The sequence below is a fragment of the Bradyrhizobium sp. SZCCHNR2028 genome, assembly GCF_032380995.1.
GTDB lineage: Bacteria > Pseudomonadota > Alphaproteobacteria > Rhizobiales > Xanthobacteraceae > Bradyrhizobium.
The window spans coordinates 114,274-133,295 of record NZ_JAUHJF010000007.1; the positions used below are offsets into that span (position 1 = coordinate 114,274).

The following is a 19,022-nucleotide window of genomic DNA, read 5'->3' on the forward strand; positions in this document are numbered from 1 at the left end:
GATGCCGGTTACGGTGAAGACGTTTCAGGCCGCGAGCGAAGCTGCGTCTGCGCTGTCGTCGGACCGCGCCGCGCGCTATCTGGGCGGCGGCACGCTGGTCATGCGCGATCTCAACGAAGGCGACGTCTCGATCGCCACCGTGATCCGCGCCACCGATCGCGCGCTGCAGAGCATCGACGCCACGGGCGGGCGCATCCGGATCGGCGCCGGCGTCACCTTCGCCCGCGTTCTGGCCGAGCGCGAGCTGTCCTTCCTGCATCCGGCGGCGCGCTCGATCGGCGGCCCGGCGGTTCGCAACATGGGGACCGTCGGCGGCAATCTGTTCGCGCCGGCCCCGTTCGGCGACTTCACGGTGGCGCTGCTGGCGCTCGACGGCATGGTCTCGCTGCAGGGCGGCTTTGGCGTCCGGGATATGCCGATTGAGGATTTCCTGCAATCGCGCGACCGCCAGGGTGCTGCGCTGGTGGTCGCCGTGTCCTGCATCAGGCCGGCGTCATCGGATGCGTTCCGCTATCGCAAGATCGCGCGCATCAAGCCGAAGGGCGGATCGGTGGTCACGCTCGCGGCGCATCTTCCACAGAGCGGCGGTCGCGTGACCGGCGCGCGGATCGCGCTGGGATCGATGGCGCCGACCGCTGTTCGCGCCAAGGCCGCTGAGCGCGCGCTCGAAGGCCGGCCGCTCGATGCCGGCGCGATCAGCGCCGCCGCTGCTGCGGCAGCCGAGGGAACGGCACCCACGGACAATTCGCTGGCGAGCGCGTGGTATCGCCGCGAAGTGGTCGGCGTGCATCTGCGGCGGCTGCTGTCGGGACAGGAGAGCTAGACCATGGCCAAGACCCCACTTCAGTTCCGGCACAATGGTCGCGACGTCGCGCTGTTCGTCGACGGCGGCACCAATCTCCTGGTCGTGCTGCGCGAGATGATCGGCGACGTCACGCCGAAATTCGGCTGCGGTCAGGGCGGCTGCGGTGCCTGCACCGTGCTGATCGACGGCGACGCGCATCTGTCGTGTCTGACGCTCGCGGAAGCTGTCGAGGGCCGCGCGGTGGAGACGCTCGACGGTATCAAGAGCGGCCCGACCCTGCATCCGCTGCAGCGCGCTTTCGCCGAGGGTTTTGCCGCGCAATGCGGCTATTGCACGCCGGGCATGCTGATGGCGGCCAAGGCGCTGCTGGACAAGATCCCGCAGCCGAGCCGCGAGCAGGTGGTGGAGGCGATCTCCGGCAACATCTGCCGCTGCACCGGCTACGAGCCGATCATCAATGCGGTGCTGGCGGCAGCCGCGTCGCTGCGCGCGAGCGCCTGAGGGGAGATCGCCATGCTGGAACTGCGCAAGGACATCTTCGCCGACGAGCGCGACGACAATCTCAACGAGGTCGGCAAGGGCACGCAGCGCCAGGACATGCTGGGCCACGTCACGGGGACCTCGACCTATTTCAATGACCACAAGCTGCAAGGCATGCTGCATCTGAGGGTCGTGAGGTCGGCGCAGCCGCATGCGCGGCTGCGTCGCATCGACACCGGCGAGGCCGAGCGAAGCGACGGCGTGCGGCGGATCATCAGGGGCGGCGACGTGCCGCGCAACCTCAACACGCTGCTCAGCCTGATCAATTTCGGCAAGGACGATGAGCCGACGCTCGCCGTCGATAAGGTCCGCTACAAGGGCGAGCCGATCGTTGCCGTGGTCGCTGACACGCCGCGCGCCGCAGCCGAGGCGGCTGCCAAGGTGCGGGTGGACTACGAGAGCTTGCCGGCCGTGTTCGATGTCGAGGAGGCGTTGAGACCGGGCGCGCCTGTTGTCAACGAGACCTATCCGAAGAACACGTTCACCTATCACGAGCGCTACGATCACCAGAAGCTGCGCTTCGGAGATGTCGAGCGCGGCTTTGCGCAGGCCGATCATGTGCTGGAGCAGCGCTACCAGATGTCGCCGATCGAGCATGCGCCGGTCGAGACCAACGGCTCGATCGCCGCGCCCGACACCAACGGCCGCTATGTCGTCTACACCTCCACCCAGGCGCTGTTCTTCTCGCTCGACACCTGCGCCAAGATCCTCGACCTGCCGTCCAACACCTTCCACTTCATCGGCGGCACCGTCGGCGGCGGCTTCGGCGGCAAGGTCGACACGCTGACCGAGCCGCTCGCCATTCTCGCTGCGATGTTGACGGGGCGCCCGGTGCGCTACGTGCTCGGGCGAGAGGAAGAGATGCAGTTCGGGCCGCCCCGCGGCGCCGAACGCATCTACGTCAAGGACGGCGTGATGCGCGACGGCCGCATCGTCGCGCGCCAGATCCGCGCCTATTTCGACTCGGGCGCCTACACGCGGCTGTCGAGCTACGCGGTGGTCAAATGCGCCGCGCACCTGCCCGGTCCCTACACGATCCCGAACGTCCATGGCGACATCTACTGCGTCTACACCAACCGCACGCCGGCCACCGCGATGCGCGGCTTTGGCATCACGGGCATGGACTTCGCGCTCGAATGCCAGATGGACAAGCTCGCGCATCTGATCGGCATGGACCCGATGGAATTCCGCATCCTCAACGCCTATCGCGACGGCGACATGAAGGCGCATCGCCGCGAGGCCAAGAACACGGCGCTGATCGAATGCGTGCAGGTCGCGGCCGAGAAGGCCAAATGGCCGATCCGCGAGGAGTTCCGCCGCATGTCATCGCGCAAGGATGGCGGCGGAACGCGGGCGGCTGTTCCCTCCACGCCACGTGAGCCGGTGAGCGCGCGGCCTGCGCCGGCGCAGCAGCGCACGAGCTACGACCGAGGGCTTCCAGTTTCTCCACCTCCAGAGCCGCCGTCACCACCCCCACAGAGCCCGGCACTGGCTCCCGCACACGGCGCGACGCGGTTCTCGTCGGTATTCGGCACGAGGAGGCGCTGAAATGACGAGGCACCGCGGCCGCGGCATGGCGGCGATCAACTATCCCATCGGCATGAATCTCGGCGGCGATCCGAGCCAGGCGCTGGTGCATTCCAATCCCAGCGGCAAGTTCACGGTGGCGCTGTCGTCGATCGATCTCGGGCAGGGCATGAAGTCGGTCACGCGGCAGATCTGCGCCGAGACGCTCGGCGTGCCGGTCGAGGACGTTTATGTCGACACCGCCGATTCCGACACCGGGCCGCACTGCATGGGCTCGTTCGCCTCGCGCGGCACCCATCGCGTCGGCAATGCCGTCATGGCGGCGGCCAGGGAGGCGCGCGGCGTCATGATGGAGGCAGCGGCCGAGGAGCTCGAGGTCAACGCCAGCGATCTCGAAACCGACGGCCGCGGCAACATCCACGTCAAGGGCGCGCCGCATCGCTCGATCTCGGTGAAGGACGTCGCCATCGCCGCCCAGTTCCGACAGGGCAAGACCATCTCCGGTCGCGGCATCTTCCTGGTGCCGTTGTCGGACGTCGATCCCGAGACCGGCGAGATGTCGCCGGCCACCTGCTACGCGCATGCGTGCCTCGTCGCGGAGGTCGAGGTCGATGACGAGACCGGTGAGGTCGGTGTGGTCAGGATGGACAGCGCCTATGAGCTGGGACGTGCGCTCAATCCGCGCCTCGTTGAGCAGCAACTGGTCGGCGGCGCCTGGATGGGCATGAGCCATGCACTCTATGAGACGACCGAGCCGTATTATCCCGATCCCAAACAAGGTCCGCGGGACTTCGTCGAATATCTGATGCCGGGACCTGGCGACATCTGTCCGCACGACATTGCCGTGCTGGAACGCCCCGCGCCGGACGGCCCGTTCGGCGGCAAGGGGCCGGGTGAGATGTGCGCCAATCCGGTGCTGCCCGCGATCGCGAATGCGATTTTCAATGCGGTGGGCGTGCGAATCGACGAGCTGCCGATCACGCCGGAGAAGGTGCTGCGCGCGATCAAGGCGCAGGGCGGCGCGCGGCCGCAGACGCGGCGGTGAGGCAGCATGGTCGTCCGCAGCAACATCGTCGGCATCGACTCGCCGCAGGCGCTGGAGAAGGCGCTGCGCGCGGCCTATTACCTCGCTGACGAGGGGCTCTCCACCGCTGCCTATCTCGCGCTCGCGCTTGGCAAGCCGCTGCTGCTGGAAGGTGCGCCTGGCGTCGGCAAGACCGAGGCGGCGAAGGCGATCGCCGCGGTGCTCGGCCGCAAGCTGATCCGGCTGCAATGCTATGAGGGGATCGACGCCGCGGCTGCGCTCTATGAGTGGAACTATCCGCGCCAGATGCTGGCGATCCGCCAGGCCGGCGAGGAGAGCATCGACATCTATGGCGAGAGTTTTCTGATCGAGCGGCCGATGCTGGCCTGCCTGCGCGCGCCGGACTCGACGGTGCTCCTGATCGACGAGATCGATCGCGCCGATCAGGAGTTCGAGGCCTTCCTGCTGGAATTCCTGTCCGACTTCCAGATCTCCATTCCCGAGCGCGGCACGGTTCGCGCCGCCGAGCGTCCGATCGTCGTGCTGACCTCCAACCGCACCCGTGAGCTGCATGAAGCGCTGCGCCGCCGCTGTGTCTATCATTGGATCGACTATCCCGATGCGGAGCGCGAGGCGCGGATCGTGATGATGCGGGCGTCCAGCGTGGCCGAGGCCACCGCGCGCGCCGTGGTGGCGGCGGTGGCGAAGCTCAGGCGTGAGCCGTTGAGCAAGGCGCCCGGCATTGCCGAGGCGGTCGACTGGGCCGAGGCCGCGACGCTTCTGAACCAGACCGGCGCGCGCTGGCCCGACGCCTTCCGGCGCTCGATCGGCGTAGCGCTGAAGGACGAGGAGGATCTGTCCTTCATCGCGCCTCGGCTCGATGCCCTGCTCGCGGAGGCGATGACATGAGCGAGGCGCGCCTGCCGCAGGCTGCCGAGATCTTCGTCACTTTCGCTGCGCTGTTGCGGCGGAACGGCTTTGCGGTCGCGCCGGAGCAGACCACGGCATTCCTCGCTGCAATCGAACTGCTGGGGCCGAGGAGCCTCGACGACATCCGCCGTGCCGGCGCGGCGACCCTGGCGCCACCGCCCGAGCGGCTCGCGACCTACAATTTGCTGTTCGACATCCATTTCGGTGTGACCGAACGGACGGCTCTCAGCGAGACCGATCAGCCGGACGATGTCGTCCGGTTGCAGGAGGAGGGCGACGGCGGCGTCGATCCCGACAGCGCCCAGGAGCAGAACGAATCCGGGCTCGCCGCCACGCGCGCCGAGGCCGTGGTGGCCCGTCGTCTGGCGGCGACAACCGACGGCAATGCCTTGCAGCGCCTGGCACGGCAGGCCCGGGCTAAGCTACCGAAGCGGCGAGGCCATCGGCGCATGCGCGCGCGGCGCGGCAGCTTCGTCGACCTGCGCCGAACCTTGCGTGAAAGCGTGCGGCGCGATGGCGAGGTGCTGTCGCTGCGGCGCTTGAGGCGCCGGCCGCGGCTGCGCCGGCTGCTGCTGTTGATCGACGTCTCCGGCTCGATGAAGGCGCGGACCGAGGACAACATGCGGCTCGCTCATGTGTTGGTCCAGGCGGTGCCGCAGGCCGAGGTGTTCACCTTGGGCACGCGGCTGACGCGGGTCACGCGGCCGTTGCGGCTGAAGCGGCGCGAGCAGGCGCTGCTGGCGGCTTCGCATCTCGTCAGCGACTGGGACGGCGGCACGCGCATCGGCGAGGCGCTGCAGGCCTTCCTCGGCGTGCCGCGATTCTCGATCTATGCGCGGGGCGCGGCGGTTCTGGTGATCTCGGACGGGCTGGAGCGGGGTGACCATCAAGTGCTCCGCGAAGCCGTGTGGAAACTGTCGCTGCGCGCCTGGCGCCTGAGCTGGCTGACGCCGCTGGCGACTGGGCCGGGCTTCAGGCCGCAGACGGAAGCGCTGCAGGCCATTGCGCCACTTGTCGATGACATGGTGCCGGGCGGCTCGGACGAAGCCATCGTCGCGCATGTGTTGTCGCTGGCGCAGAGGAGGGCGGCATGACCGGCTATGTCGATGCGCATCATCACATCTGGCGCCAGGCCGACCTGCCCTGGCTGGTCGGCCCGATGCAGCCGCGGATCTTCGGGCCCTATGAGTCGATCCGGCGCGACTACCCGATCGAGGAATATCTCGGGGACATCGCCGGCAGCGGTGTGACGCAATCGGTCTACGTCCAGACCAACTGGGCCAAGGACGGCTTCGAGGAGGAGGCCGCGTGGGTGCAGCGCACCGCCGATCAGCACGGCTATCCGCATGCCATCGTCGCCTATGCCGATCTCGCCGTTGATGACGCGCGGCCGCAATTCGATCGGCTCGCGCGTTATCCGCTGGTGCGCGGCGTTCGCATGCAGCTGCACTGGCATAAGAATCCGTTGTACCGGTTCGCGGAGTCGCCCGATCTCTGCAGTCAACGGAATGTCCGCGCCAACATGGCGCGGCTGGCCGACTACGGCTGGTCGTTCGACCTGCAGGTGTTTGCCGGGCAAATGGCCGGCGCCGCGGCGCTGGCCGAGAGCTGTCCGGCCGTCACCTTCGTCCTCCAGCACGCCGGCATGCTGGAGGACCGGTCGCCGGCGGGACGCGAGCAATGGCGCGCCGGCATGCATAAGCTTGCGGCCTGCCGCAATGTCGTCAGCAAGCTCTCGGGCCTCGGCACCTTCATCCGCCGCAACGATCCCGCTGATGTCGCCGATGTCGTACGCGAGACCCTCGCTATCTTCGGCCCCGAGCGCTGCCTGTTCGGCTCGAACTTTCCGATCGAGAAGCTCTGGACCGACTATCGCACACTGGTGGCAGCCTATGAGGCTGCCATCCACGGCCTCGACAAGCGTGCACGCGCGCAGGTCATGGGAGAGACGGCGCGCCGCGTCTATCGGCTGGGATGATACCGCCTGCAACGACAACAAAAGCAACAGGGAACGCTCATGGCGCTGGAAATCAAGATTCTCGACTATGGTGATATCGAGCTCGAATCGAGCTTCCTCGTGCTGGGCCGCGACTGCGGCCGCACCCGCCGGGTGCTGACGCTCGGCTTCCTGATCCTGGGCGGACCGTATCCGGTCGTGGTCGACACCGGCTACCGCTCCAACCAGATCATGGAGACGCTGGGCATGCGCGGGCTGCAGTACCATGAGAACATGATCGAGAACCAGCTGGCGCGGCATGGCGTGCGCATGGGCGACGTCCGTTATGTCTGCCACACCCATCTGCACATCGATCATGCGGGAAAGGACGATCTGTTCCCGATGAACACGACGGTCGTGCTCAACCGCCGCGAGCTTGAATATTCGGTGTCCGGGCTGATGCACCCGCAATATCCGGCGCCGGACATCAAGCATCTGATCGACCGGCTGCACACCAAGAGCGCGCTGCGCTTCCTCGATCTCGAGCTGACCGGACCTGTCGAGCTGATGCCGGGGGTCTATTGCGATGCCGCCAATGCCCACACCGAAGGCTCGATGAACATCCACGTCCACACCGCCGACGGCATCGCCACCATCTGCGGCGACGTGATCTACGACTTCAACGACCAGATCGTGACCCCGTTCAACGAGATCCAGGACGCGGAGCCGCGCACGACCGGCAATCACGGCACCTCGAAGCGCGCCGAGAAGGCGGCGATCAAGAAGCTGCTGTCGAGCTCCCGCTATCTGTTGCCGGTGCATGATCGCCCGGCCAAGATCGAGGGCGGCGTGGTGACAGGGCGGTTGCACGACCAGGTGCCGGGTCCCATCGTGCAGTCGCTGCCGCAGCGGCACTGGTTTCCGGCGTAGTCGGCGCGAGGATCGGCCATGACCCATGTGACCTTGCGCCCTGAATTCGAGAGCCTGATCGACCCCTACGCACCGGTGTCCCAGGTCGCGACCGGCTTCGACTTCACGGAAGGGCCGATCTGGCACCCGATCGAGCATTTCCTGCTGTTCTCCGATATGCCGGCCGACGTCCGCCGCCGCTGGGACGCGAGGCGCGGCGTGGTCGAGATGCGTCGGCCGTCGAACAAGTGCAACGGCATGACCTATGATGCCGACCTCAATTTGATCGTCTGCGAGCACGCGACGTCGTCGCTGGTGCGCGAGCGGCCCGATGGCCGCCGCGAGATCCTGGCCTCGCATGTCGACAACCAGGAGCTCAACAGTCCGAACGACGTGTGCGTCCATTCCAGCGGCGCAATCTACTTCTCCGATCCCTGGTATGGCCGCATGCCGGTCTACGGCGTCGAGCGGCCGCGCCAGCTCGGCTTCCAGGGCGTGTACCGTGTGCCACCGGGCGGCGGTCCGCCGCGGCTGCTGGTCGATCGTTATCTGTTCGATCAGCCGAACGGGCTGTGCTTCTCGCCGGACGAGGCGCTGCTCTATGTCAACGACACCGTGCAGGCGTTGATCCGCGTGTTCGACGTCGGTAGCGACGGGGCGCTCTCGAACGGGCGCGTGTTTGCTAGCGGCATCCGCTCCGAGCTGGAGCCCGGCGTGCCCGACGGCATGAAATGCGATCAGCGCGGCAATGTCTGGGTGACCGCGCCGGGCGGCGTCTGGGTCTATGCGCGCACCGGCGAGTTGCTCGGCAAGGTGCGCGTCCCGGAACTGGTCGCCAATCTCGCCTGGGGCGGCGCCGATTTTCGCACGCTCTATCTCACCGCGACGCATTCGGTCTATGCGATCGCGACCAAGGTCGGCCCGCGCCACGAGCCCTATATGAGGGCCCAGGCGCGGGGGGCTGCGGCGGGCTCGTCCCCATCCAGCGCGACGTCCGCAGGCGCGCCATCGGCGCCGCTGCTGGCGTCGGGCGACATGCAGCTCGATCCGCGCCGCTGCGCGATGATCATCCAGGATCTGCAGAACGACGTCATCATGGACGGCGGCGCGTTTGCCGATTCCGGGGCTCCCGGTCATGCTAGGCAGCAGCGCGTCGTCGACAACGTCCGCCGGCTTGCCGAGGTCGCGCGCGCACGCGGCGTCGTCATCGTCCACGTCTGGTTCGTCGTCGAGCCCGGTGCCCCCGGCGTGACGTTGAACGCGCCGCTGTTCGAGGGGCTGGTCGACAGCAAGGCGATGGTGCGCGGCAGCTGGGGGGCTGCGCCGGTCGCTGGGCTGGAGCCGCGGAGCGGGGACTTCGTCGTCGAGAAGATGCGGATGAGCGCCTGGGAGGGCACGCGGCTCGAGACCATTCTCAAGGCCACCGGGCGTGACGTGATCATCAATACGGGGGCCTGGACCAACATGTCGGTCGAGCACACCGCGCGCACAGGGGCCGACAAAGGCTACTTCATGGTGGTGCCGGAGGATTGCTGCTCGACGATGAACGCGGACTGGCACAATGCGTCGATCAACTTCGCCATGCAGAACGTTGCTGTCGTGACTAGGGCCGACGCAGTGATCAGGGCGCTGGGGTGAGACATGCCCAAGCTGCTGCATCTCGTCGCCTCGCCGCGGGCAGACTCCGAATCCAGCGCCGGCGCGCACGCCTTCCTCGACCGCTTCAGGCAGGCGCGGCCGGGCTGGGACGTCGACGAGATGAATCTGTGGCGCGAGAAGCTGCCGGAGTTCGAGGGCGAGATTTTGCAGGCGAAGTATGCCCGCACGGGTGGACGCGCCTTCACCGATGGCCAGCGGGAGGCGTTCGCGGTGGCCGAGCGCATGGCGGTGCGGCTCGATCTGGCCGAGCGCGTCGTGATCTCGACGCCGATGTGGAATTTCGGCATTCCCTACAAGCTCAAGCACTGGCTGGATATCATCAATCAGCCGGGCCTCACCTTTCGCTTCGATCCGTCGCGCGGCTACCTGCCACTTCTGAAGGATCGTCCGACGCTGGTGATCCTCGCCAGCGGAGGCGACTTCACCAGCGGCATCAGCCGGGGGCGCACCGATCTCGCGACGCCCTATTTGCGCGAGGCGCTGCGCTTCATGGGGCTTCGCGATCTGCACTTCGTGGCGATCGGGCCGACCAGCGGGCCGGCCGCGCACACCGGCGTGGCGCGTGAGCGGGCGCACAGGCGGCTCGTGGAGATGGCTGCACGGTTTTGATATGACATGAAGAGGCGGGCCCGCTGCGCGCATCGCGTCCGAGCTGCCGGTGGTTTCGTCCCTCGACTGGCGTCCTGTGATCGTGCTCTCGACTGATCCAGCCGCAGAAAGAATTCAACCGATAAGGTCGACTGCGGCTCCCGCCGCGTCGATCAGGTGGACACGGTCGACCTCGGTGCGCGGCAGCAGCGCACGGATCTCAGGCTCCGACATCAGACTAAACGCGGTCGAAAGCGCGTCGGCCGCCGTGGCATTGCCGGCGACCGTGGTCACGCTGCGATAGCGCTGCGCGCAGCCGCCGCTGTGCGGATCGAACAGATGATTGAAGCGGCCGTGCGGATCGAAGCGGAGGCCATAGGCGCCTGACGTCGATACGGCCCGATCGATGATCGGTAGCATCGCGGCGATCCGATCGGGACTGTCGGGGTCGGCGATCGCGATCTCCCAGGGCCGGGCGTCCGGCCGCGCGCCGATGGCGCGGGCTTCGCCCATGTCGACCAGGCTCTGCTGCACGCCTTCGCTGCGCAGCAGGTCGACGATCCGATCCGTGACATAGCCCTGCGCGATGCCATTCAGGGTGAGCGCCGTGCCGCGCGGCATGACGATGCGATCGCGGCTGACGCTGAGCCGCTGATGGCCGACCCGCGCCAGCGCCTCTTGTACGGCCGCCTGCGGTGGGCCGTCGGGATTCGCATCGGGGCGCGAAAAATGATCGGCATAGAGCGTCCACAGCGGCTGCACGGTCGGGTCGAAGCGGCCGTCGGTCAACGCGGCGTAGCGCTGCGAGAGCGTGAGGATGTCGACCAGCTCCGGCGCCGGTGCGACCAACACGCCGGTGCGGTTCAATGTGACCAGCGCCGAGTCCTCAAGATAAAGGCTGAACAGGCGCTCGAGTCGCCGTGCTTCGCTGATCGAGACCGTGATCACCCGCTCGGCCTCGCGCCGGTCATGGTGATGAAGCTTGATCGTGGCAACGGCGCCGAGCAACGTGCCGCGCCATTCGACGAGGCCAGCGGTGCTGCCGGCCGCCTGCCTGCCGCAGGGTGCGATCGCAAGGCCCGCCAGTGCGGCGCTGATGCGGATGAAGCGCCGACGCGAGAGCTGATTTGTCATCGTCGCACCTCAGTCGTGTCCTTGTGGCCCGGCTCGTTCGTGCCGGCGTTGTCGTCGGGGGAGCTCAGCACATAGTCGCGCGGCACCTCGGTGAAGCCGACGATGCGACCGCCGTGCTCGGCCGCGAAGCGCTCGGCGGCGCTCCGATCCGAGAACGGTACAGCCTCGTCGCTGCCCATGCCGCTTCTGAGTCGGCTGCCGATCACGAACACCGCCTTGCGGGCTTCGACCCAATTGTCGGCACCCGGATTGTCCCAGCTCGCGGCCTTGCCCATGTCGGAGACGTAGATCGCCTGGATGTCCTTGGGCTCGTCGGGCAGCATCGTGAAGGCGATGGCGTCGCGGGCCGAGGAGAACCACACCGGCTCGATCAGGCTGGCGGCGAAGATCTGTCCCTTGGGACCGGAATGCTCGAGCAGGTTCATGCCGCAATAGTGCCCGATCGCCTCCGCCGTCAGCTTGATCGGCGGCGGCGGCGCGGCGGCCTGCTTGTCGTTGCAGGCGCCGAGAGCAAAGGCGGTGATGAGCGCGCAGGCGAAAGCGAGGCGTTTCATAGCTCCCTCCGTGAGAAGGCCAGCGCGGCGCCGGCGAGCGGTACCAACGTCCACAGCACCAGCGCCGCGAGCAGCGCCTGCACCGACAGCGTGCTGCTGCCGGCGAGCCCGGCCATGCCGGAGAACAGGCTGACATTGGCGAAGCCGGTCAGGTTGAAAAGCCGGTAGGCATCGGTCGGATTGAGCAGCAGCAGCGCGCTGAGCACGCCGCCGGAGACGTTGCGGCCCTGGTCGATCACCAGAAGGCCGAGCAACGCCATGTCGTAGATCAGGACGAGCACGAGCCACAGGCCGATGCTGACACCCGCTGCGGTGCCGCGGTCGCGCACGACGGCGCTGACGAGATAGCCGATTGCGACGAACACCGCGCCAAGCAGAACGGAGGAGCCGATCATCGCCGCGAAGGCCGCGAGCCCGTCGCTGTCGAAGTGGCTGCCGGCGATCAGCAGCGCCACCGCGGCGGCGCCATAGCCGAGGCAGGTCGCGAAGGCGAGCACCGCGAGATGACCGAGGAACTTGCCGAGCAGCACCTGCCAGCGCGCTACGGGATAGCTGAGCAGCAGCAGCATGGTGCCGCGCTCCATGTCGCCGACGATGGCATCGTGCGAGATCAGAAGCGCGATCAGCGGGATCAGGAAGATGGTCAGGCTCGACAGGCTGACGATGACCACATCGAGCGCTCGCGCGCCGACGGTACCGGTCGGTGCGCTGCCGAGGAAGGTCAGCGACAGCGCGAGTCCGGCCAGCAGCAGGGTCGAGGCCAGCACCCAGCGATTGCGGATCGCCTGCTGGATCTCCTTGGCGGCGATGGTGATGACGCTGGTCATTGCGGGTGCTCCGCGTGGCGCAGGAAATGCGCGTAGAGCTCGTCGAGACTGGGTGGAATGAGCTCGAGATCCTGGACGGCGGTGGCGTCGGCCGTCGCCAGACGCAGCAGCTCGATCTTCTCGTCCGGCGCTGCGTCGATCTCGACGATGTGGCCGTTCACCCGGCGATAGGACGCGGCCGGCGGGAGCCAGGCCGGCGGGCCCGACGGCGGCAGGGAGGCGACCTTGACTCGAATCCGGGTCGGCAATCGCGCGAGGCGGCGCAGCTCGTCGAGTGTGCCGTCGGCGACCTTCAGGCCGCGGTTCATAATGATGACGCGGCCGGCGCGTTCCTCCAACTCGGTCAGCGCATGCGACGACAGCAGCACCGTCGTGCCCTCGGCGGCGAGCCGCTCGATCACCTCGTAGAAGGTCTGGCGGAGCTCCGGATCGAGACCGCTGGTCGGTTCGTCGAGCAGCAGCACGCGCGGGCGGCCGATCAGCGCCTGTGCCAGCCCAAGGCGCTGGCGCATGCCCTTGGAGTAGGTGTTGACGCGGCGCTTTGCGGCATCGCCTAGTCCGACGACGTCGAGCAGCTCGAGGGCCTGTCCGACCGGCTCGCGCTTGAGCCGTGCGTAGAAGGTCTGGGTCTCGCGGCCGGTAAGGGCGGCATCGAAGGCGACGTTCTCCGGCAGGTAGCCGAGGCGGCGCCGCGAGGAGAACTCGCCGGCGGCTGGATTTTCACCGAGTACGGCGATGGTGCCGCGGGTGGGGCGGATCAGCCCGAGCATGATCTTCATCAGCGTCGTCTTGCCGGCGCCGTTGTGGCCGATCAGCGCCACCATCTCGCCGGCGGCGAGATCGAACGAGACGCCCCTCACGGCTTCGACCTTGCCGTAGTGCTTGATCACGTCGGCGACATGGATCGTCGCGGTCATCGAGGCCCGCTTTCTGCAGCGGCGCGGCGCGCCGGCGGCGATATCAGGGGATGGCTGTCGACGACTCCGCCGGGCAGGATCGCGGGAAACTGCGCCTGCGCCCAGCGGATCACCTGCACGGCTGGGCTGTTGATCAGGACCTTGGCGGCCGGCGCGGTCCACAATACGCGGTCGATCAGATCATTCGGCCGATAGGCGGTGTCGGCGATGCCGTCGCCGTTGAGGTCGAAGCCCGGGTTGTCGCTCCAATAATTGCCGCGGCCGTTTTTCGACCAGTCGAGATGGCGGGTGCCGACATACTTGATCTGGCTGGCATTGTTGACGAAGGCATTGCCCCTGATGTCGTTGCCCTCGGAGCCGGCGGTGAAGTGAACGCCGATCTCGCACCCTTCGAACCAGTTGTCGGTGATATGGTTGTTGTTGGTGTTGTAGATGAACACGCATTTCTCGGGACCGGGACGGGCGCCGGCGGTCGGCGTGGCCGTGCTCGCATCGGCCTGCGGCACGCCTTCGTCGGTGCCCCGGTTCTCCGCGGTGGCCCAGCGGTCTGCCGGCTGGAGCCCGCCGATCACGCTGTTGCCGGAGATCTGCGAGCCATTGGCCGCGTTGAACAGCAAGCCGCGGTCGCGGTCGTGATCCGAGACGTTATCCCTCACGACGAGCGCCTTGGAGAACATCATCGCATAGCCGATGATGTTGCGGGTCGAGACGTTGCCGGAGATTTCGCTGTCGTTGGTGTACATGAAGTGCACCGCGAAGCGCAGGTCGCTGAAGCGATTGCGGCTGAAGACGTTGTTGCGGCTGGTGATGGCGAACACGCCATCGCGGCCGTACCGGAATTGGTTGTCGATCACCTTGGCGCCCGGCGCGTTCCAGACGGAGACGCCGTTGCCGGTCACGCCGCCACGCGTCGCGCGCAGGCCGATGATGCTGTTGTGACGGACCATGGCGTTGGCCGATCCGTGCAGATAGACGCCGAACAGATTGCCTTCGATGCGGTTGTTCTCGATCAGTGCGTCGTGCGCGGCCTGCTCGACGAAGATGCCGGAATCCATCTGCTCCAGCGCACGGCCGGATCCGTCGATGGCGAGGCCGCGAATGACGGTGCCCGGCGCCGCCACGGTGATGACGCTGCCCTCGCCGCCACCGCTGATCACGGCGCCTGGAGCCCCAGCCAGCGTCAAGCGGTGGCTGATCCGTAGCGGTCCGCGATAGGTGCCGGTGGCGAGCGCGATCTCGTCGCCGTCGGCGGCGCGGTCGAGCAGGGCCTGCAGGTCGGTGGTTTCAGCTCCGACCTGCAGAGTCGCCGCCTGGGCGCGGAAGGGCAGGCCGGCGACGACGAGCGTCGCCAGCCCCAGAGTCTTGATATGGCGCATGCGCCGCATCGCTCACGCGTTCCGCGGCGAGACCAGCATGCGTCCGCGCATTTCCATGTGCATGGCGTGGCAGAACCATGTGCAGAAATACCAGTACACGCCGGGCTTGTCCGCGATGAACGTCACGGACGAGGTCTGCTGCGGATCGATCTCCATGTTGACGCCGTAGTTGACGATGCAGAAGCCGTGCACCAGGTCCTCGACGTCGTCGATGTTGGTGACATAGACGGTCACCTCGTCGCCCTGCTTGACCTCGAACTTCTCGAGCGCGTAGGCAGGCGCGCTGGACCACATGTAGACGCGCACCTTGTTGCCGTCGCGGATCACCTTGGCGTCGCTCTCCAGTGTGACGCCGTCGGCCGCGGCCTGCTTGCGGGCGTCGGCGAAGAACGGGTCGTCGCGCTTCCAGATCGAGGTCACGCGCCCCTCGAGCTTGGAGCGATGCACGATCACGGCGTCGTGCGGCTCGGCGAAGCTCGGGCCGTCGTGCACCAGCTCCATCTTGTCGCCGGAGATGTCGATCAGCTGGTCGTTCTCCGGCTTGAGCGGGCCGACATTCAGGAAACGGTCCTTGGAGAACTTGTTCAGCGACAGCAGCCATTTGCCGTCGGCTTCGCGGGTCTCGCCCATCGAGGCGTGGTTGTGACCCGGCTGATAGTGGACGTCGAGCTTCTGGATGATCGGGTTGACCTTCTCGCCCTTGAAGGCGCGCTTGGCGAGATCGAGGCTCCATTTACAGACCTGGCTGTCGAGGAACAGCGTGGTGTAGGCATTGCCCCGGCCGTCGAAGGCGGTGTGCAGCGGCCCGAGGCCGAGCTCCGGCTCGGCCACGACGACATCGCGCGGCTTGATCTTGTCGTCGAACAGGTTGTCGATCAGGCGGACGTCGATCACCGTGACCGTCGGCGCCAGCTTGCCGTTGGCGATGACATGGATGCCGTCGGGGGCCGTGTTGAGGCCGTGCGGGCTGTTCGAGACCGGAACGTAGCGGGTGTAGGGTGATCCCTTGCGGCCATCGATGACGGGAACGCCGTTCATCTCCTTGAAGTCTCCCTTCTTGACGGCCTCCTCGATGCGCTTGATGTTGAAGATCGTCACCCAGTCCTGCTCGCTCGCGGTCATCTCGGCGAGCGTCACGCCCTTCTCGGAATTGTAGCAGGTCGCGAAGGCATATTTGCCCTGGTAGTCGCAATCGGTGTTGTCGAGATTGCCGTCGACGATCACCTGCCAGGCAACCGTCATGGTGTCGCCGTCGACGGCCGAGAACATCGACCAGTATTTCGACTTGTCGTCGAGCACCTTGCCGTCGTTCGGCAGCGGCACCTCATATTCGCCGTTGCAGAACAGGTAGCCGGTGCGCGGGAATTTCTGCGGACGCATGCCGTGGATCGTGTACTGGTTCGGCAGCTCGATGATCTTGTCGCACTTCATGACGTCGGTGCGAATGCGGGCTAGGCGGGTATTGGCCTTGTCGTTGATGAAGACGTAGCGTCCGTCATAGGTGCCGTTGGTGAACGACATGTGTGGATGGTGGCAGTCGCCGTTCATCCAGATGCCGAGCCGATCCTTGAGCCGCTCGCGCGTCTCGGGCAGCAGCCCCTCGGTCATGATCTTGCGGCTCTCGTTGGTCTGGCCCCAGCCGGTGGCGCTGCACCGGTTGAAGACGGGGATACGCATCAGCTCGCGCATCGACGGCATGCCGACGATGCGAAGCTCGCCGGTCTGACCGCTGGAGAAGAAGACGTAGTATTCGTCGAGCTGACCCGGCGCGACCTCGGCCTTGCCCCCGCTCTGTCCAGCTCGCGCCTGCGCCGCGGCCGGTGTCGTCTCGATGCTCTTGCCGAGGCCGATGCTGCCGGCCACGCCGGCCGCGCCCAGTGCGGCGGTGCCGACGATCTGCCGGCGGCTGAGTTTCGTCTGGTCGTCGTCGTGCGCCATCGTCGTCTCCTTATGATGGATGGGTGAGATCGTTGGATTGGGCCGGCGCCGTCGTCGGCCGGCCGGCGTGGGTGATCACGGTCTTCGGACCGGATTTGGCGGCGCGCATCGACGGCGATGACATCGCCTCGAACTTCTCGCGCTTGAGCCGGACTTGGATCATGTGCGGACAGCGCTGGTCGTCGTAGTAGAGCTCCTGGCAATGCATGCAGTAGATGCACTCATTGACGTTGATGTGTCCCTCGGGATGGATCGACTGCACCGGGCATTCCTTGGCGCAGCGCTGGCAGGGCGAGCCGCACTCCTTCCAGCGGCGCAGCCATTCGAAGGTGCGGATGCGACCGGGAATCGCGAGCGCGGCGCCCAGCGGGCAGAGATAGCGGCAGAAGAAGCGTTCGATGAACAGGCCGATGCCGAGCAGCGCCGCGGCATACAGCACGAACGGCCAGCTGCGCGAGAATTTCAGGATGATCGCAGTCTTGAACGGCTCGACCTCCGCGACCTGCTCGGCGAGCGCGACCGAATACAGCGACAGCCCAAACAGACCGAGGAAGATGATGTATTTGATCGGCCACAGCCGCTCGTGCAGCCCCCAGGGCACCGTGATCTGCGGCACCTTGAGCCATTTTGCCACTGTGTTGGTCAGCTCCTGCAGCGCGCCGAACGGACAGAGCCAGCCGCAGAACGGCCCGCGGCCCCAGAACAGCAGTCCAGCCGCCGTTGCCGCCCACAGGATGAAGATCAAGGGCGCTGCGAGGAAGAACTCCCAATGGAAGCCGGTCAGCAGCGCGTTGATGAAGGTGACGACGTTGACGACAGAGAGCTGGGCGTTGGCGTACCAGCCGAGCCAGACCAGCACGAACAGGAGATAGGCGCGGCGGACCCACGTGTAGAGCCGGGGACGGCGCACCAGAACGTTCTGGAAGAAGAAGATCCCGGTGAGCACGGCCAGCGCGAGCGCGGTGATGCCGATGGAGACCGTCTGCGAGCGCCAGATGCGCATCCATAACGGCTCTTCGGTGTCGTCGGTGACTGGTTGCGCGGTGGACGGGGCGGGCTGTGCGGCCGTCGCCGGCGTCGCAGCGGCGCGCGTCTCGTGCTTCAGATAAACGTCTGGAACGGCGTAGTCGACATCGAAAGTCAGGAACGCCTTGTCGTGGCTGCCGGTGCTTCGTTGCACCAGGAGCTGGAGCTGCCATGGCTCGGTCGGGTCGAGCGTGAATTCGGGCGGCGTGACGAACAGTCCGATCTCGCGCAGGGCGGGCGCGCCGGCGGCGGCCAGCGCACCGAGTCGCATGTGGTTCTTGTCGCGGAACCGTGTGCTTCCGCCCTCCTGCAGCACCTCGATACGGTCGAAGATGCCGCCTCGGACATAAGCGGAGCCCTTGAACGAGTAGACGCCGTCGCCGGCGACGACGATCGCCTGCTGTCCGGGCTGCAATCGCTGCTTGAGTCGCTGATAGCCCTCGTCGCCGAGCAGGCTGCGGCCGATGGTGGGCACGCTGGCCATGGCCACATAGAGATCGATGAAGGTGTCGCCGGCATCGCCGGGCTCGGGATTTTGCGCGGCCGCCGCATTGCCCGACTTGGCGAATGCGTCGTTGACGTCGCCGATGCTGAGATGCAGGCGCCGCACCGAGCCGTCGCCGAGCAGGTTGCCCCAGTCACGGATCTCGCTCTTGTCGGGATCGACCGTCCTGGTCACGCCCGGCTGTGCTGCGGCGGCGCTCGCCGCAGCGCCGGCACCAATGCGGCCGCTGCGGATCAGGCGCGTGGCGGCGCGCACGATGCTGTCGTGCATCACCAGCACGGTGACCGTGGCACCCGAGACGATGTCGGCCTGCGGCGCATGTTCTGCGCCGTGCGAGATCGGCGTCATGTCCTTGCCGAGCAGGCCATTGAGTGCGGCAACGATGCGTGGCTCGGGAATGCCGATCAGCACGATCGGCTCCTTGTGATCGACCAGCTTCAGCCCGGTGATGACGCCCTTGGGATCGATGCCGACGAGGATGTGGATCGGCTTGCCCGAATAGCCGACGGAATTGGCGAAATCGGAGTTGAGATAGACGTAACCCTTGAGCTGATCGCCGCGATACACCGGCATGATCGGCGGCTCGCCTTGCGGCACGCCGAAACGATCCGCATCGGGGAAGAGCTCACCCGGCGTGATCTTCGAGAGGTAGGTTGCGAGATCGCCGGCAGCATGTGCTGCGCGCGGGGCCGCGATCGTGCAGAGCCCGATGAGGATTGCTACCAAGATAGCAGGCATGCGCCACCGTTTGGTGGCGACATCACTCGCAACCATGATCACCTCAAGCGGAACGGCCGGCCCACGAAGGGCCGTATTCCAGTCAGGAC

17 protein-coding genes are annotated in these 19,022 nt (G+C 66.8%); 10 read left to right on the plus strand and 7 right to left on the minus strand.

The features are described 5' to 3' along the window. Position 1: 1 nt before the first annotated feature. The 10 genes from QX121_RS13980 to QX121_RS14025 are packed head-to-tail and all read left to right on the plus strand — an operon-like array spanning position 2 to position 9,939. Complete coding sequence (locus QX121_RS13980; protein ID WP_315812232.1) at positions 2-823, plus strand: FAD binding domain-containing protein; 822 nt, start codon at positions 2-4, stop codon at positions 821-823. Between the two features lie 3 nt (positions 824-826). Further along, positions 827-1,306 carry a (2Fe-2S)-binding protein gene (locus QX121_RS13985; RefSeq protein ID WP_315776971.1) on the plus strand — a complete coding sequence of 160 codons (480 nt, stop codon included), beginning with the start codon at positions 827-829 and terminating at the stop codon, positions 1,304-1,306. Positions 1,307-1,318: 12 nt separating this feature from the next. Further along, the gene (locus tag QX121_RS13990) at positions 1,319-2,893 is read left to right on the plus strand and encodes a xanthine dehydrogenase family protein molybdopterin-binding subunit (protein WP_315812233.1); all 1,575 of its coding nucleotides are present in this window, start codon (positions 1,319-1,321) and stop codon (positions 2,891-2,893) included. A 1-nt stretch (position 2,894) separates the two neighbouring features. Continuing rightward, entirely contained in the window at positions 2,895-3,917 is a 1,023-nt protein-coding gene (locus tag QX121_RS13995) for a xanthine dehydrogenase family protein molybdopterin-binding subunit (RefSeq protein WP_315739537.1), read from the plus strand. A gap of 6 nt (positions 3,918-3,923) precedes the next feature. Continuing rightward, complete coding sequence (locus QX121_RS14000; RefSeq protein ID WP_315812234.1) at positions 3,924-4,805, plus strand: MoxR family ATPase; 882 nt, start codon at positions 3,924-3,926, stop codon at positions 4,803-4,805. Next, positions 4,802-5,920 carry a VWA domain-containing protein gene (locus QX121_RS14005; protein ID WP_315812235.1) on the plus strand — a complete coding sequence of 373 codons (1,119 nt, stop codon included), beginning with the start codon at positions 4,802-4,804 and terminating at the stop codon, positions 5,918-5,920. Before QX121_RS14000 ends, QX121_RS14005 begins: the two co-directional genes overlap by 4 nt. Next, positions 5,917-6,804: an amidohydrolase family protein gene (locus tag QX121_RS14010; protein WP_315812236.1), complete on the plus strand. Its 888-nt coding sequence runs from the start codon at positions 5,917-5,919 to the stop codon at positions 6,802-6,804. Before QX121_RS14005 ends, QX121_RS14010 begins: the two co-directional genes overlap by 4 nt. Positions 6,805-6,843: 39 nt before the next feature. Continuing rightward, positions 6,844-7,692, plus strand: coding sequence for an MBL fold metallo-hydrolase (locus QX121_RS14015; RefSeq protein WP_315781179.1), 849 nt, complete (start codon positions 6,844-6,846; stop codon positions 7,690-7,692). A gap of 18 nt (positions 7,693-7,710) precedes the next feature. Continuing rightward, entirely contained in the window at positions 7,711-9,309 is a 1,599-nt protein-coding gene (locus QX121_RS14020) for an isochorismatase family protein (protein WP_315812237.1), read from the plus strand. A gap of 3 nt (positions 9,310-9,312) precedes the next feature. Further along, a complete protein-coding gene (locus QX121_RS14025; protein ID WP_315812238.1) occupies positions 9,313-9,939 on the plus strand; it encodes an NAD(P)H-dependent oxidoreductase in 627 nt (208 codons plus the stop codon). 114 nt (positions 9,940-10,053) lie between these two features. On the opposite strand, the gene QX121_RS14030 is transcribed toward QX121_RS14025, so the two are convergent. Genes QX121_RS14030 through QX121_RS14060 form a run of 7 tightly spaced genes read right to left on the minus strand, consistent with a single transcriptional unit; the run spans position 10,054 to position 18,969 of the window. Then, the gene (locus tag QX121_RS14030) at positions 10,054-11,052 is read right to left on the minus strand and encodes an FAD:protein FMN transferase (protein ID WP_315812239.1); all 999 of its coding nucleotides are present in this window, start codon (positions 11,050-11,052) and stop codon (positions 10,054-10,056) included. Beyond that, the gene (locus QX121_RS14035; protein WP_315812240.1) at positions 11,049-11,606 is read right to left on the minus strand and encodes a nitrous oxide reductase accessory protein NosL; all 558 of its coding nucleotides are present in this window, start codon (positions 11,604-11,606) and stop codon (positions 11,049-11,051) included. The genes QX121_RS14030 and QX121_RS14035 overlap by 4 nt, the downstream gene beginning before the upstream one ends. Beyond that, the gene (locus QX121_RS14040) at positions 11,603-12,433 is read right to left on the minus strand and encodes an ABC transporter permease (RefSeq protein WP_315739548.1); all 831 of its coding nucleotides are present in this window, start codon (positions 12,431-12,433) and stop codon (positions 11,603-11,605) included. The genes QX121_RS14035 and QX121_RS14040 overlap by 4 nt, the downstream gene beginning before the upstream one ends. Next, positions 12,430-13,350: an ABC transporter ATP-binding protein gene (locus QX121_RS14045; RefSeq protein WP_315776963.1), complete on the minus strand. Its 921-nt coding sequence runs from the start codon at positions 13,348-13,350 to the stop codon at positions 12,430-12,432. The genes QX121_RS14040 and QX121_RS14045 overlap by 4 nt, the downstream gene beginning before the upstream one ends. Then, positions 13,347-14,735, minus strand: coding sequence for a nitrous oxide reductase family maturation protein NosD (locus tag QX121_RS14050; RefSeq protein WP_315739551.1), 1,389 nt, complete (start codon positions 14,733-14,735; stop codon positions 13,347-13,349). Before QX121_RS14050 ends, QX121_RS14045 begins: the two co-directional genes overlap by 4 nt. Before the next feature lie 3 nt (positions 14,736-14,738). After that, on the minus strand, positions 14,739-16,664 hold the full coding sequence (gene nosZ / locus QX121_RS14055) for a TAT-dependent nitrous-oxide reductase (protein WP_315776962.1): 1,926 nt from the start codon (positions 16,662-16,664) through the stop codon (positions 14,739-14,741). A gap of 10 nt (positions 16,665-16,674) precedes the next feature. Continuing rightward, positions 16,675-18,969 (minus strand): 4Fe-4S binding protein, encoded by a 2,295-nt coding sequence (locus QX121_RS14060; protein WP_409999338.1) that lies wholly within the window; start codon positions 18,967-18,969, stop codon positions 16,675-16,677. Positions 18,970-19,022 lie beyond the last annotated feature (53 nt).

What these genes read in the sequence shown, in the direction of transcription:
- QX121_RS13980 (WP_315812232.1), top strand. Translation starts at nt 2, where the DNA reads ATGCCGGTTACGGTGAAGACGTTTCAGGCCGCGAGCGAAGCTGCGTCT.
- QX121_RS14050 (WP_315739551.1), bottom strand. Translation starts at nt 14,735, where the DNA reads ATGCGGCGCATGCGCCATATCAAGACTCTGGGGCTGGCGACGCTCGTC.
- QX121_RS14030 (WP_315812239.1), bottom strand. Translation starts at nt 11,052, where the DNA reads ATGACAAATCAGCTCTCGCGTCGGCGCTTCATCCGCATCAGCGCCGCA.
- QX121_RS13990 (WP_315812233.1), top strand. Translation starts at nt 1,319, where the DNA reads ATGCTGGAACTGCGCAAGGACATCTTCGCCGACGAGCGCGACGACAAT.
- QX121_RS14035 (WP_315812240.1), bottom strand. Translation starts at nt 11,606, where the DNA reads ATGAAACGCCTCGCTTTCGCCTGCGCGCTCATCACCGCCTTTGCTCTC.
- QX121_RS14015 (WP_315781179.1), top strand. Translation starts at nt 6,844, where the DNA reads ATGGCGCTGGAAATCAAGATTCTCGACTATGGTGATATCGAGCTCGAA.
- QX121_RS14040 (WP_315739548.1), bottom strand. Translation starts at nt 12,433, where the DNA reads ATGACCAGCGTCATCACCATCGCCGCCAAGGAGATCCAGCAGGCGATC.
- QX121_RS14020 (WP_315812237.1), top strand. Translation starts at nt 7,711, where the DNA reads ATGACCCATGTGACCTTGCGCCCTGAATTCGAGAGCCTGATCGACCCC.
- QX121_RS13995 (WP_315739537.1), top strand. Translation starts at nt 2,895, where the DNA reads ATGACGAGGCACCGCGGCCGCGGCATGGCGGCGATCAACTATCCCATC.
- QX121_RS14045 (WP_315776963.1), bottom strand. Translation starts at nt 13,350, where the DNA reads ATGACCGCGACGATCCATGTCGCCGACGTGATCAAGCACTACGGCAAG.
- QX121_RS14010 (WP_315812236.1), top strand. Translation starts at nt 5,917, where the DNA reads ATGACCGGCTATGTCGATGCGCATCATCACATCTGGCGCCAGGCCGAC.
- QX121_RS13985 (WP_315776971.1), top strand. Translation starts at nt 827, where the DNA reads ATGGCCAAGACCCCACTTCAGTTCCGGCACAATGGTCGCGACGTCGCG.
- QX121_RS14000 (WP_315812234.1), top strand. Translation starts at nt 3,924, where the DNA reads ATGGTCGTCCGCAGCAACATCGTCGGCATCGACTCGCCGCAGGCGCTG.
- QX121_RS14005 (WP_315812235.1), top strand. Translation starts at nt 4,802, where the DNA reads ATGAGCGAGGCGCGCCTGCCGCAGGCTGCCGAGATCTTCGTCACTTTC.
- QX121_RS14060 (WP_409999338.1), bottom strand. Translation starts at nt 18,969, where the DNA reads ATGGTTGCGAGTGATGTCGCCACCAAACGGTGGCGCATGCCTGCTATC.
- QX121_RS14025 (WP_315812238.1), top strand. Translation starts at nt 9,313, where the DNA reads ATGCCCAAGCTGCTGCATCTCGTCGCCTCGCCGCGGGCAGACTCCGAA.
- nosZ (WP_315776962.1), bottom strand. Translation starts at nt 16,664, where the DNA reads ATGGCGCACGACGACGACCAGACGAAACTCAGCCGCCGGCAGATCGTC.